Source organism: Desertivirga brevis (assembly GCF_017355835.1).
The window spans coordinates 845,524-858,737 of the sequence record NZ_JAFEWF010000001.1; the positions used below are offsets into that span (position 1 = coordinate 845,524).

General features: G+C 39.7%; 13 protein-coding genes. 5 read left to right on the plus strand and 8 right to left on the minus strand.

All coding sequences use genetic code 11. From position 1 onward, the window contains the following. Positions 1-46 precede the first annotated feature (46 nt). Entirely contained in the window at positions 47-580 is a 534-nt protein-coding gene (locus tag J4N25_RS03730) for a coiled-coil domain-containing protein (RefSeq protein ID WP_207420803.1), read from the minus strand. A 149-nt stretch (positions 581-729) separates the two neighbouring features. On the opposite strand from J4N25_RS03730, the gene J4N25_RS03735 reads away from it, so the two are divergent. Then, complete coding sequence (locus tag J4N25_RS03735; RefSeq protein WP_207420804.1) at positions 730-942, plus strand: hypothetical protein; 213 nt, start codon at positions 730-732, stop codon at positions 940-942. Between the two features lie 192 nt (positions 943-1,134). Here J4N25_RS03735 and J4N25_RS03740 read toward each other — a convergent pair whose 3' ends face one another. From J4N25_RS03740 to proB, 3 genes are all read right to left on the minus strand, one after another. Continuing rightward, positions 1,135-1,482 carry a hypothetical protein gene (locus J4N25_RS03740; protein WP_207420805.1) on the minus strand — a complete coding sequence of 116 codons (348 nt, stop codon included), beginning with the start codon at positions 1,480-1,482 and terminating at the stop codon, positions 1,135-1,137. Between the two features lie 264 nt (positions 1,483-1,746). After that, positions 1,747-2,997, minus strand: coding sequence for a glutamate-5-semialdehyde dehydrogenase (locus J4N25_RS03745; protein ID WP_207420806.1), 1,251 nt, complete (start codon positions 2,995-2,997; stop codon positions 1,747-1,749). A 1-nt stretch (position 2,998) separates the two neighbouring features. Then, a complete protein-coding gene (gene proB, locus J4N25_RS03750) occupies positions 2,999-4,087 on the minus strand; it encodes a glutamate 5-kinase (RefSeq protein ID WP_207420807.1) in 1,089 nt (362 codons plus the stop codon). Positions 4,088-4,199: 112 nt separating this feature from the next. Between proB and J4N25_RS03755 the strand changes: the two genes are divergently transcribed. Then, complete coding sequence (locus J4N25_RS03755; RefSeq protein WP_207420808.1) at positions 4,200-4,415, plus strand: hypervirulence associated TUDOR domain-containing protein; 216 nt, start codon at positions 4,200-4,202, stop codon at positions 4,413-4,415. Positions 4,416-4,446: 31 nt separating this feature from the next. Next, positions 4,447-5,085, plus strand: a complete 639-nt coding sequence (locus tag J4N25_RS03760; protein ID WP_207420809.1) for a GNAT family N-acetyltransferase — start codon at positions 4,447-4,449, stop codon at positions 5,083-5,085. A gap of 76 nt (positions 5,086-5,161) precedes the next feature. Here the strand turns inward: J4N25_RS03760 and J4N25_RS03765 are convergent, their stop codons facing one another. The 3 genes from J4N25_RS03765 to gyrA form a co-directional block, all read right to left on the minus strand. Next, a complete protein-coding gene (locus J4N25_RS03765; RefSeq protein ID WP_207420810.1) occupies positions 5,162-6,322 on the minus strand; it encodes a tetratricopeptide repeat protein in 1,161 nt (386 codons plus the stop codon). 6 nt (positions 6,323-6,328) lie between these two features. Then, positions 6,329-7,357 carry a tetratricopeptide repeat protein gene (locus J4N25_RS03770; RefSeq protein WP_207420811.1) on the minus strand — a complete coding sequence of 343 codons (1,029 nt, stop codon included), beginning with the start codon at positions 7,355-7,357 and terminating at the stop codon, positions 6,329-6,331. 144 nt (positions 7,358-7,501) lie between these two features. Then, positions 7,502-10,120 carry a DNA gyrase subunit A gene (gene gyrA / locus J4N25_RS03775; protein ID WP_207420812.1) on the minus strand — a complete coding sequence of 873 codons (2,619 nt, stop codon included), beginning with the start codon at positions 10,118-10,120 and terminating at the stop codon, positions 7,502-7,504. Between the two features lie 209 nt (positions 10,121-10,329). Here gyrA and J4N25_RS03780 point away from each other — a divergent pair, with 209 nt between their 5' ends. Continuing rightward, positions 10,330-11,133, plus strand: coding sequence for a 5'-nucleotidase, lipoprotein e(P4) family (locus J4N25_RS03780; protein WP_207420813.1), 804 nt, complete (start codon positions 10,330-10,332; stop codon positions 11,131-11,133). Between the two features lie 56 nt (positions 11,134-11,189). Here the strand turns inward: J4N25_RS03780 and J4N25_RS03785 are convergent, their stop codons facing one another. Beyond that, on the minus strand, positions 11,190-12,431 hold the full coding sequence (locus J4N25_RS03785) for a multidrug effflux MFS transporter (RefSeq protein WP_207420814.1): 1,242 nt from the start codon (positions 12,429-12,431) through the stop codon (positions 11,190-11,192). Between the two features lie 141 nt (positions 12,432-12,572). On the opposite strand from J4N25_RS03785, the gene J4N25_RS03790 reads away from it, so the two are divergent. Further along, positions 12,573-13,196 carry a 7-carboxy-7-deazaguanine synthase QueE gene (locus J4N25_RS03790; RefSeq protein ID WP_207420815.1) on the plus strand — a complete coding sequence of 208 codons (624 nt, stop codon included), beginning with the start codon at positions 12,573-12,575 and terminating at the stop codon, positions 13,194-13,196. The last annotated feature ends 18 nt before the right edge of the window (positions 13,197-13,214 follow it).

Below are 13,214 nucleotides of genomic sequence, written 5' to 3' on the forward strand. Positions count from 1 at the left end.
GAATAACAGGAGTTCAATGATATTTTAACTCCCAACCCTCTAAATATCAATCTTTCTTAACCGCAACCTCGGCCTTTGGAACGTCTGCTGTTGTAGCCTTCGAAGCCTCTGCAGACAATTGTTTTGACGCGTCTGATGCTACCGGTTTGTTTTCATTCAATGGAGCCTTTAAAGCGGCCTTTTCTTTTGATAAATCAATCTCCTTTTGTAATGCTTCATTTTTTGCCAATAAGGTATCTCCTGAAGATTTCAGCTCAATAATAGTAGTATTTAGTTTTTTGATTTCAGAATTCAGGCTGTCAACAGAGTTTGTTTTAGTAACGAGTTTCAGAGTTAGACTGTCTGATTTCGCTTCTAATCGCTTCACGAGATCTGTGCTTACCTCCATTGATCCTTCCAACTTTGCAAGCTTTACTTCCAAGGCGTGAATGTTTGCCGTCTTCTTAACGAGATCCTTCTGCAAACTATCAATTTGCACAGTCATTTTCTCAATTACTTCTTTCTTGCTTTGGGCATTCGCTGAAACAGCAGTTAATCCCATAATCGAAAACACTAAACTTAATGTTCTTAACCTCTTCATGATTCTGACTAATGATTTCATATAACTACCGACTTTAAAAAAAATTGTTGTCGTTTTTTTTCAATAGTTAATGTATTACATACAAGACAATCAACCACTTAGGTAGAGATGGCATAGAAATTGCCCCTACAGTACTAAAAACGCGATATATGGATTTTATAGGACACTTACGTGCGCTGGGAGAGGAAAAATTAAAAGTAGAGATTGTATATCTTCAACTGAGGATTGAGAAAGCTCTTAAGGCCGAACTCTTTCATAAAGAAAGGTTACTTAATGAAGCAAAAGAATTGCTTGATGATATTAGCACTGAATATTTTACTTTTTTAGCAGCAATACAAATGAAGCATCACAGTGCTGCCTAGGAATTCTACTTTCCTAGGTTTACCACTGAAAACCGGTTCCACTTGGTTAACACTCCCTTAAGAGAGAATTTGGATCGTTGCAACCGAGAGATTTGTTAGTTCACAACCCTAGTAAAGAAAACTATAGGGAGTGGAAATAAAAAAGCCGCAACAGATTTTCCGCTACGGCTTGTGGTAAATATAATATTGTAATTAGCGACCAATCTCTAGACCAATTGCTTTTGCAATCATTGCCATCTTACTCAGCCAGGTTTTAAGCAGTTGCTCTTTTCCCTTTGGATACTTGATTGTAAACAAATACTCACTCTTATCGCCTTTCAACGGTGTATTAAGAAAATCAAATGGAAGTGCGTTATCTAAATATTTTCCAAAATTGTGTTCGAGCGCAAGGGATGCTCTTTTTATATCACCAGACTTCCAGTCTTCCTGCTCATACATAAGCAACATCTCTTGCTCTTTACATCCATAAACTTCCGAGAATTCTGCTGCTGACAAACCTTGTGCGTGAGCTACTTCTTTAACTATCTTACCAAAATGCATCACCTTTTATTTACTTTTTATATCAACGTTTTAAATTAGATATCTTTCACATGTTGATTGAGAGATTGTACGATATTTGGGAGAAATAGTTACAATCAATTGAAATTTCAAACCTATCGTTATTCTCCATAAATATAACGGGGATTTCATCTTTTATTTTCCACCCTCATTGCCTTTAGAAAAGCGCTAAAAGCATTCACGCCTAAATACAAAAAAAGCTGCCCAGAAACTAAGCAGCTTTTTCTGTATAACAATAGCCAAGTGTTAAGCCGGCCTTACCTGCCCGTTTCCTTTAACAAGCCATTTATAGCTCGTAAGTTCTTCCAGAGCCATTGGTCCCCTGGCATGAAGTTTTTGTGTACTTATACCTATTTCTGCTCCTAAACCAAACTGTGCACCATCCGTAAATGCGGTAGAGGCGTTAGCGTAAACTGCAGCCGCGTCAACAGCGATAAGGAACTTTTCGATATTTTGTTCGTCTTCTGAAATGATTGCCTCACTGTGTTTTGAACTATGGACTGCTATATAATCTAGGGCATCATCGAAGCTTGCAACAGTTTTAATAGCCATTTTGTAGTCTAAAAACTCTGTACCGAAATGTTCTTCATGTGCATGCTGTAATATCCCCTCTGGATAGCCGCCCTTCAATGCTATAAAGGACTCTTCGTCGGCGAAAATTTCCACATTCGAATCAATCAAAGGTTTAACTATTTCAGGAAGGTCAGCAAGACGCTTTTTATTAATCAAAAGGCAATCTAAAGCATTGCAAACACTCACTCTCCGGGTTTTAGAATTGTTAACAATAACCCTGCCCTTCTCCAGGTCACCGCTTTCGTCAAAATAAACATGTACTATACCTGCCCCAGTTTCAATCACCGGAACTTTCGCATTTTGCCTCACAAAATTGATTAATTGCTGGCTTCCTCTTGGAATGATCACATCTACATATTCAATGGCATTTAGCAAAGCTTCTGTGGCTTTCCTATCTGATGGCAATAGAGTAGCAACGGCTTCATCTATGCCATGCTTCTTAAGGACACTATGAATAACAGAAATAACCGCTTCATTGGAAAAAGACGCGTCGCTCCCACCTTTAAGTATAGCAACATTCCCCGTTTTTATACATAGAGAGAACACATCCAGGGTTACATTAGGCCGTGCTTCATAAATTACCCCAACCACCCCTAAAGGAACACTGACCTTTTTAAGTTGCAAGCCATTTGGAAGCTCCTTTTCAGACAATAATTTATTGAGAGGAGAGTCAAGACCTGCAACATTTTTTATATCGCCGGCAATATCCATGATGCGTTTTTCAGTCAGTCTTAGCCTATCGAACTTTGGATCATCCGAACTCATCCGGTCCAGATCCTTCTTGTTCTCCTCTAAAAGATAATGGGTATTTTCAACTGCAGCTTCTGCAACGTCTAGCAAAATTGAATTTATTTGTTCTGTACTCAATAAAGCTAAAGTTCGGGCAGCTTTTTGAGCACTTTTAAAAACTTGTTCGAGTTCCATTTTAAGCAATTTCAGGATTTAAAAATAAATAGTCGTAATGAACGATCGGCTTTTGTTTCTTTTGACCGAGGCGCTCCAGGGCTTTTTCCGAACTATATTCGGCAATACCTAACCCTACCAGTTTGTCGTTTTCATCCACCAGTTTGATCACATCTCCCTTTTGGAAATCTTGTAATACCTGTACTACCCCTACGGGCAGAAGACTGGTAGCTTTAGACGAGGCCAAAGCCAGCTTAGCTCCTTCATTTATTTTAACTATCCCTTTTGCGTAGTTCTCAGAGTGTGCAATCCAACGCTTTTTATTAGATGCATTTTTTTGAGGCACAAAGCGAGTATTGATCACTTCTTTTTTCAGCAGTTTAAGGAGGACGTCTTCTGTTTTCCCATTAGCAATATGCACAGCGATACCTAAACGAGCCACCTTTTGTGCCATATGAGATTTTGTCATCATTCCCCCTCTTCCAAACTGAGACTTCTGGGTGGTAATAAAAGATGAAAATCCGGTAACAGAATCACCTATTTCTTCTATAACTTTCGACGAGCTGTCCTTTGGATCTCCGTTATAAATTCCATTAACATTAGAAAGTATTATAAGGGCATCAGCGTTAAGCATTGAAGCAATAAGTCCGGCAAGCTCGTCATTATCAGTAAACATAAGTTCGGTTACCGAAATAACGTCATTCTCATTCACTATTGGAATAACATTGTTTTGAAAAAGGATACTGAAACAGTTTTTCATGTTTAGATAATGCAGCCTGTCTCTGAAATCCTCTTTAGTTACCAATACCTGGGCGCAAACCAAGCCATGCTTGTCGAAAAGTTCCGAGTATGTGTTGATAAGCCTAACCTGCCCTATTGCTGCAAACAATTGCCGCGTGGCAACGGCGTCAAATCTGTTGGGAACAGTAAGCACACTCCGTCCTGATGCTACAGCTCCGGAAGAAACCACGATCACCTCTTTCCCTTGCTTTTTAATAGCAGAAATTTGATCAACCAGATGGGCTATTCTACCCAGATCAGGAAGTCCGTTGTCCTGCGTTAAAACATTGGAACCTATTTTTATAACTATTCTTTTATAAGATAAGGACATAAAGTGGCCAAAAGTACTAAAAATGAAGATTATGAAGATATAATCCCTGTCATTTTCAATCAGGCTTTTATTGATCTGGAACAGTTCTTGAAACCTCTCAAATAAAGCAGTTATGAAAAAAGGAGAAAAAGTACACTGGAAATATGGTAAGGGAGAAGCGGAAGGCCAGATAAAAGAGAAATTCGAGAAGCCGACCGAGAAGGTGATCAAAGGTTCGACGGTTAAACGCAATGCAAGTAAAGAAGAACCTGCCTATCTGATCGAACAAAAAAATGGAAATGAAATTTTGAAATCTGAGAGCGAATTGAAAAAAGGACCAAAAAGTTGAATTTAAAATAATAATTGTAACACCTATTCGTATGTCTTCGCATTTTGAAATACTGGATTATCAAAATTTGAGGGAAGATCATGATTGGTGGATGATCTATTACTATTCCTTTGCTGCTGAAGAGAGAGAAAGTGAGTTGGTTATATTAAAGTCCGTGGCTACAGGAACGGGAATGGCATTTGCAGCAAAAGACGGAAATTTAACCAAGGGAATTGCAACTGTTCATCTTTTAAAGGAGATTGGAACTATTTTCCTGGTTTACCTAGCTATATTACCTTCGGAAAGAGGAAAAGGTATTGGAAGTAGATTCTTCCGCTTTATAGAAAAAAGCGCGACAAAAAAGCTGGAAAATCTTGGATTAGAACCTTTGGGCATGGTATGGGAGGTTCAGAAATCAGAATTTGCTTTAGATAATCATAGTAATGAGAGTGATTTACGGAGAGCTTTTTTTGAAAAAAATGGTGGTTCACTACTTTCTAGCAGATATGTTCAACCACCAGTAGACGGGATAAGTTTTGTTGAGATGGATCTAATGGTCAAGCCCAAGGGTTTGATTCATCCCCATCCGAACGCTCTTGTTGAAGCAATGTATTATGACAAATACCATGGGGTGAACGAAATAGACAAGGAAACCCTTGACCGTCTCCTTCGGTCAATAATGAACGACTAATCACAAAAAAACGTTCAAAGAAAAAGGGCTGCCATTGTACTAAACGGCAGCCCTTTTTTATCTTGTAATGTCAGAATTACTTCAAGGCTTTAATTTTAGCATCGATCTCAGCCACTTTTGCTGTGTTGTTTTTGATACTGTAATACGTTCTTAAATTTCTTAGAGCTAATTCCGAATTTGGGTTCAACTGAGCCGATTTTTCCAAATAAGGAAGAGCTCTGTCAAATTCAGCAGCAGACTGTTTTTTCAAAGCATTGTATTCTGTTACCTTGCTAGTAGGAAGCTTGTTAGCCTTGTTATAAATATCAATACCATTGTTCATGATTAAACCACCAAGGTTAACATAAGCATCAGCATAATTAGGATCAACAGCTATAGCTTTTTTGTATGCCTCTTCTGCCTTTTTCGTATCACCCGCAGATGCATAAGCAATACCTAAATAGAAAGGATAAAGTCTGTTTGTTGGATTCTTTTCTACCTGCGAGGAGATCTTGTCGATAACTTGTTTTTGTTTGCCACTCATCAAATTGAACTCAATTTCTCTGGTAGCAAGATCTGTACTATTTGGAAATTTAGATGCCCCTTCTGATAAGATCCTAATAGCTGAAGCAGTATCCTTCTGAGCAGCATACATAATTGACAAGTTAGAATAGATACTTTCTAACTGTGAATAGTTCGTTTTCAGAAGTTCATTATAACGCTCAATAGCTTTAGGATAATCTTTGCTGTACATAGCAGCCAAACCAGAAGCATAGTTTGCTGTAGTGTCACCAGGATTATAAACTAAAGCTTTATTAAACTCATTATATGCATTAGCATAATCTTTGTTGTCGAAATGGCCTTTACCTTTTTGTACCTGATAGTAGTATAGTAATGTATTGGCGTTCTTTAATTTATCTTTATTCTCACCTTTAACGTCAAGGGCTGTAGCTTTTTTAATCGCCTCTGCCGCCTGATTCGCCAAGTCGTCTGTCTTCTTATCGTAAGCCAATTCAGAGTAAATTAATGCTTTGTAAGTCCATGCATTTACATCCTCTTTAGTTTTCTCATGAACAACAGCCTTATCGATAGCCTCCTGCGCAGCTTTCATTGCAGGCTCAGCTAGTTTCGGCTGAGCTTTCATTGCAGTATACTTATCGTATTCTTCTTTGGCTGTAGCGATAGCCGATTTCTGTGCAGATGCAGTAATTGAGATACATGATACTGCTAAAGCCAAAATCAATGACTTTTTTTTCATACGTTCTTAATTAAATATAAATTGTTTTAGTTTGTTATTTACACGTTGGAGTTCCATCATATTCCCTGTTTTGGTATATAAGACAGACAAGGCCTTCAATACATTTATTGAATTCGGATTAATATCTCCGGCTAGTAATAAATGCTTTTTCGCCTGGATAACTTTATCGTCTTTATCCTTCCCCCCTTCCAGGTATAAATTAAGATATAATAAACCCAATGAATAATGACCCTGGTAACTATTTTGCTCTACTTCTATCACTTTTTTATAAAACTCCTCGGCTTTCTCCGTCTTTCCTAAACTCTCTGCTGAAAAACCCGCCAGGTAAATGAGATTAACATTATCCGGGTCCAATTGCAGAGCATCCTCCACTAACTTTTGCACGGTTTGATAATCCCCGTTATCCGAGTAAATGTTAATAACCTTAAAAAGGATGTCCTTGTTTCCGGGAAATACTTTTCTTCCTTCCAATAGCACTTCTAAAGACTTGTTACTATTCCTGCTAGTCTCGTAAAGGTTTGAGAAAGAAAGATAGTAATCCGGTTGAGATTTATCTTTGTCTTTGATCAAACGCTCGTAATAATGGACAGCCTGGTTAATATGTCCAAGTTTTTCACACACAATTGCCAGGTTATATTTTACCTGATAATTATCGGTATCCAATGAATCGACTGCAAGAAGATTAACATAGGCTTCCTGATAGTTCATTATAGAAACAGCCTTGTTAGCTTTCAAAATATAAGCTTTTGCCAATTGCTTTTTAGCAAAGGATATTTCAGGTTCGTGATCGTAATTTAGACGAGGATTTTTCAAACGGCTAAGAGAGAATTTAGCCTCAAATATTGGATCATTATTATACCTGAACTTCCTTTGAGAATCTTCATAAGCTAAGGAAGAGTATACAAGGGCCCGGATTAAGTTGTTACGGTATGCAAAAGAATCCTTCCTCGTTTTATAGGCATCGTCGATATTCTTCCTCGCCTTTTCCAGATTATTAATATCTTTTGTAGAAGTATAAAGGGCAAAATTATTCATAGCTTCCTTTGTCAATGTTTGCCCCGATAAGCTAAAAGTACAAAGTATTGCAGCTATAAATAATCCTGCCCTTAGCATCAATAATAGTTAAATTTGTATAATAGCAGGGATAAGATACTTATCCCCGACCTTATTTTTCTCGTTTTATTCCTCTTCTAACGCATCCTCGTCGTCATTGTTGTCTTCAGGCTCAGAATCATCTTCGAGCTCTTCGACTTCTGCTGAGGCTTCTGCAGCTGCTAATTCCTCATCAGTTAACTCTGCTACTGCATCTGTATCTATTGCCTCCTCATCATCATGTTCAACTTTCGCAACTGACGCAATCTCATCCTCGCCTTTGAAGGTGATCAGGCGAACACCCTGTGTTGCTCTACCCATAACTCTCAGCTGACTTACTGCAATCCGGATCACAATTCCCGAACGGTTAATGATCATTAAGTCATCTTTATCAGTTACATCTTTCAAAGCAACCAACTCGCCGGTTTTATCAGTCACGTTAAGGGTCTTAACCCCTTTACCGCCCCGGTTTGTAATCCTATAGTCCTCAAGCAGCGTACGTTTTCCGTAGCCTTTTTCTGATACAACCAGGATGGTCGACTCTGGATTATTAACGGCAATCATACCAATTGCTTCATCTTTATCGTGAGCAAGTGAAACTCCGCGAACTCCGGTAGCTGTCCGTCCCATTGGTCTTACTTTACCTTCGTTAAAACGGATAGCCCTTCCTGAGCGTAAAGCAATAATAATCTCACTATTACCATCCGTCAGGTTCGCCTCAAGGAGCTGATCTCCATCGTTGATATTAATAGCATTGATACCATTGGCTCTTGGACGCGAATATGCCTGTAGGGAAGTTTTCTTGATCGTACCTTTACGGGTACACATCACAATAAAGTTATTTTCAAGGTATTCCTGATCCCGGAGATCTTTAACCTTGATGTATGCTTTAATCTTCTCCTCTTTAGAGATATTAACAATATTCTGGATTGCCCTTCCTTTACTTGTCCGGGTTCCTTCAGGGATCTCGAAAACCCTTAACCAGTAACAATGCCCATTCTCAGTAAATAGTAATAGGAAATTATGGTTGGATGCGACAATGATATTTTCGATGAAATCTTTGTCACGGGAGTTGGATCCTATCGCTCCTTTTCCACCCCGAGCCTGAGTACGGTACTCGGTTAGCGGAGTACGTTTCACATACCCCTCATGAGATATCGTGATAACAACGTCCTCGTCTACAATAAAGTCTTCCATACGCATATCCTCTGCAGAATGCGTAATAGAAGTCTTACGACCATCACCGTATTTATCTTTTATTTCAAGAAGTTCATCTTTGATGATCTTCATACGAAGACTTTCATCTGCAAGTACAGATTTTAAGTAATCGATAGTTTTCATTAACTCAGCATACTCGTCTTTAATTTTATCACGCTCTAGTCCTGTTAAGCGACGAAGCGTCATATCAAGGATAGCACGAGCCTGGATGTCTGACAAACCGAAGGTTTCAATCAAGCCTGTTCTGGCATCTTCAGGAGTAGCTGAACTTCTTATCAGGCGAATAACCTCATCAAGATGGTCTAGAGCTATTAACAATCCCTCAAGGATATGTGCACGCTTTTCTGCTTCAGCTAATTCGAAACGGGTACGGCGTATAACAACTTCATGACGGTGATCAACAAAGTGTTTGATCAGGTCCTTAAGATTTAATAACATCGGTCGCCCGTGTACAAGAGCAATGTTATTTATACTGAAAGATGTTTGAAGTGCTGTATATTTATAAAGGTTATTCAGTACAATAGAAGCGTTTGCATCACGTTTGATCTCGTAAACGATTCGCATTCCGTCCCTGTCCGATTCGTCCCTGATCTCCGAGATGCCTTCCAGCTTCTTCTCATTAACCAGTTCGGCAGTACGCTCGATCATCATTGCTTTGTTCACCTGGTAAGGGATTTCATTAACAATGATACGCTCACGATCATTACCGAAAGATTCAATTTCGGCTTTTGCGCGCATAACCACGCGGCCACGGCCAGTCTCGTAGGCCTCTTTTACTCCGTTATACCCATAAATGATACCGCCAGTAGGAAAATCGGGTGCTTTAACGTGTTGCATCAGCCCCGCGACATCTATATCCCTGTCTTCAATAAAGGCTACCGTTGCATCAATTACCTCATTAAGGTTATGCGGTGCCATATTGGTTGCCATACCTACGGCAATACCAGAAGCTCCATTTACAAGCAGGTTAGGGATCTTAGAAGGGAGAACTGTAGGCTCTTCAATCGAATCGTCAAAGTTTAACTGATAGTCGATCGTGTCCTTGTTAATGTCAGCAAGCATTTCTTCAGCAATCTTTTTAAGTCTTGCCTCTGTATAACGCATTGCCGCTGGGCTATCACCATCAATCGACCCAAAATTTCCCTGTCCATCCACCAACGGATAGCGTAAACTCCAGTCTTGAGCCATACGTACCATTGTATCATAAACAGACGAGTCACCATGTGGGTGATATTTTCCGAGCACATCTCCTACAATACGTGCTGATTTTTTATATGGTTTACCACTGGTTACCCCTAGATCCAGCATGCCATAAAGCACACGGCGGTGAACTGGTTTCAAACCATCGCGTACATCAGGTAGTGCTCTGGAAACAATAACCGACATCGAATAATCGATGTAAGCGGCTTTCATTTCCTCTTCAATATTTATTGGTATAATGCGGTCGTTGGTTGGTTCTAAATTACCGTTTTCTGTTTCTTCGGCCATTGTTTGATCGCTCCTTTTTGAATTATTCTGTGCGCTTTAATGCGACCTGCGAAGATAAGAAAATATGCGAAAACAGATTGGATGTGGAAAAGTTTTGAAAGGTACAGTTGTGAGGAAAAGGCTTTCACAAGTTAGGCTCGAATTTCTGCTCAAGCCTCTATTAAAACATTTCCCGCCTTCCTTATCTTTACAAATATATTCGGCTCGTCATGAAAATATCAAAGATTGGGTTACTCGCTTTAGGTTTAGTTACAGGAGCTTGTTCTGTTACTAAAAATCAACAAACTGGTTCTACCAATAATTTAACCATTGATGGAAAGCTTTGGGCAGCGCTTTGGCAGCAGCGGTCGGCGGAATACCGTGCTTTATGTTTCCAGGCTTATAATACGGCAAAGCTTCGGCTTGATGCAAGCTTGCAAAAAAACTATCCGAAACCCCTAGCTATTATAACTGATATCGATGAAACTGTATTAGACAACAGTCCCAATACTGTAAGTCAGGGTTTACAAGGAAAAGATTACGAGCCTGAGTCCTGGTATAAATGGACGGCAAAGACTGCTGCAGATACTGTACCTGGGGCAGCTGCCTTCCTCAAGTATGCCGCATCTAAACCTGTAACGATCTTTTATATAACCAATCGCGAAGAAAGGGAAAGAGAGGTAACACTTCAAAATCTGAAGCGCTTCGATCTTCCAAATGCGGATAATGCTCACCTCCTGCTTAAGCAGAGCACATCAGGCAAAGAAGCACGCAGAATGGAAGTGCTTAAAAATTACGAAGTAATACTTCTTGTGGGCGATAACCTGTCTGATTTCACTAATCTTTTTGATAAACAACCTGAGGCAAACCGCCGTAGCACAACAGACCAACTTTCAGGCAGCTTTGGAAACAAGTTCATCGTTTTACCAAATGCGATTTATGGTGATTGGGAAGGCTCCTTATATAAATTCAATTATCAGCTTACCCCAGCACAAAAAGAGGAGTTAATAAAAAGAAGTTTAAAAAGTGAATAAAGGAGAAAGTCCTTTCAAGTTCAAAAATGCACAAGGGCATTGTTGTTTAAAGCACTTTAATGAATCATCATTGGACTTGCTCCCTCCAAACCTTGCTCTTTGGCCGCTCCGCTCCGCGCTATTTTCTTTCTTCCAATAGTTAGAACACATAAAGCCAGCATTGCTGAAGTTGCCATAACACCTACCATTGGTACTGCAGTGTGGTTATTTAGGATGCTTATTGCAATAGAAGATAAAGAGCCTATAGCCATTTGTAAAGCACCCATTAGGGCCGAAGCACTTCCTGCGTTTTTAGAAAAGGGTGCAAGAGAAAGTGCCGAGGCATTTGGAAAGGAGAATCCCATGCAACACAGGAACAGAAATAGCATAACAATAGTGGCAGTTAAACCGAACCACCCTGCCGCTGTTCCCACTAAGAAAATCAACCCTATAATAGTTTGAACGATCAATGCAATTAATACAACTTCATCACTTCGAAGTCGCTTTAATACCAGATTATTTACTTGACTTGCCCCTATAAATCCTACTGATAATAAGGCAAATATCCATCCGTAAACTTTTTCATTCACCTGAAATATCTCCATAAACACTATCGGGGAGCCTGAAACATAGGCGAACAAACCTGCAAAACCAATAGCTCCTGTTAGTGCATAGGTAACAAACTGAGGCTCCTTCAAAACCGTCAGGAAGTTTTTAAGGATCGGTTTTGGTTTAAGCGAAAAATCCGGATCAGGCTTAACACTTTCAGGTAATTTAAAATAAACCGCAGCAAGGATGAAAGCCGAAATGATGGTGAGGATTATAAATACCCACTCCCAGCCGAATGCAGCTGTGACATAGCCTCCAACAGTTGGAGCAACCATTGGAGATACCCCTACAACCAGCATTAACATAGAGAAAACCCTGGCACTATCCTCCACCGGAAAGAGATCTCTTACCATTGCTACAGAAGCAACACCAGCAGCACAACTTCCTATCGCCTGAACAAACCGAAGATATATTAAAGCTTCAATAGAGGTAGAAAAAGCACATGCTAATGAGGCTATAACGTATAATGAAAGTCCAAAATACAAGGGATTCTTCCGTCCATACCGGTCAAGCAAAGGGCCATAAAGAAGCTGACCGAAAGATATTCCGATAAAGAAACTTGAAAGAGATAATGAAACCTGAGCAACAGTAGTATCCAGGTCCTTAGCAATTGCTGGAAAACCGGGAAGGTACATATCTATTGAAAAAGGCCCTAAAGCCGTTAATGTACCGAGTATAAAAATGATCAGTCCGGATCCTTTTTGTTTCATAAATAGTCTTAAGTATTAGGATAAGTCGCCGGCGGCAAAAGTAATTTAAAGGGAGCCTAAAAATGTCAGGTGAAAAGCATTTAAGGTTATACCTTTTAAAGCAGACCTCTAATTAGGTATATTTGCGCGCTAATTTTCAAGATGTCACATCAGGTACCAGAAGACGGAACGCTACTTCCTTTAATGGAAGAATTTTATACGATACAGGGAGAAGGATTTAACACGGGTAAGGCTGCATATTTCATCCGTCTGGGAGGATGTGATGTAGGCTGCCATTGGTGCGATGTGAAAGAGAGCTGGGATGCCGAACTTCATCCGTTAACTCCTGCCGATATTATCGTAGCAAATGCGGAGAAATATCCAGGAAAAGCAGTTGTTGTTACAGGTGGAGAACCCTTGATCTATAACCTTGATTATCTTACCGCAAGGCTTCAGGAAAAAGGGATAAAGACCTTCATTGAAACCTCGGGGGCCTACCCCCTATCGGGTTCCTGGGATTGGATCTGTCTTTCCCCAAAAAAATTCAAAGGACCCGTTCCAAGTATTGCAGGTGCAGCTCACGAGCTAAAAGTAATTGTATTTAATAAAAGCGATTTTGCTTGGGCCGAACAGCATGCGGCATTAGTAGGAACTGATTGTAAATTATACCTGCAGCCAGAATGGTCTAAATCAAAAGAGATCACTCCTTTAATTATTAATTACGTAATGGAGAACCCCAAATGGGAGATCTCTTTGCAAACGCATAAATATCTCAATATCCCGTAACTTGCTGCCATAAAATCC

Coding starts and splice junctions, on each gene's coding strand:
- proB (WP_207420807.1), bottom strand. CDS start 4,087: ATGTCCTTATCTTATAAAAGAATAGTTATAAAAATAGGTTCCAATGTT.
- J4N25_RS03790 (WP_207420815.1), top strand. CDS start 12,573: ATGTCACATCAGGTACCAGAAGACGGAACGCTACTTCCTTTAATGGAA.
- J4N25_RS03735 (WP_207420804.1), top strand. CDS start 730: ATGGATTTTATAGGACACTTACGTGCGCTGGGAGAGGAAAAATTAAAA.
- J4N25_RS03765 (WP_207420810.1), bottom strand. CDS start 6,322: ATGAAAAAAAAGTCATTGATTTTGGCTTTAGCAGTATCATGTATCTCA.
- J4N25_RS03760 (WP_207420809.1), top strand. CDS start 4,447: ATGTCTTCGCATTTTGAAATACTGGATTATCAAAATTTGAGGGAAGAT.
- J4N25_RS03755 (WP_207420808.1), top strand. CDS start 4,200: ATGAAAAAAGGAGAAAAAGTACACTGGAAATATGGTAAGGGAGAAGCG.
- J4N25_RS03770 (WP_207420811.1), bottom strand. CDS start 7,357: ATGAATAATTTTGCCCTTTATACTTCTACAAAAGATATTAATAATCTG.
- J4N25_RS03740 (WP_207420805.1), bottom strand. CDS start 1,482: ATGCATTTTGGTAAGATAGTTAAAGAAGTAGCTCACGCACAAGGTTTG.
- J4N25_RS03730 (WP_207420803.1), bottom strand. CDS start 580: ATGAAGAGGTTAAGAACATTAAGTTTAGTGTTTTCGATTATGGGATTA.
- J4N25_RS03785 (WP_207420814.1), bottom strand. CDS start 12,431: ATGAAACAAAAAGGATCCGGACTGATCATTTTTATACTCGGTACATTA.
- J4N25_RS03780 (WP_207420813.1), top strand. CDS start 10,330: ATGAAAATATCAAAGATTGGGTTACTCGCTTTAGGTTTAGTTACAGGA.
- J4N25_RS03745 (WP_207420806.1), bottom strand. CDS start 2,997: ATGGAACTCGAACAAGTTTTTAAAAGTGCTCAAAAAGCTGCCCGAACT.
- gyrA (WP_207420812.1), bottom strand. CDS start 10,120: ATGGCCGAAGAAACAGAAAACGGTAATTTAGAACCAACCAACGACCGC.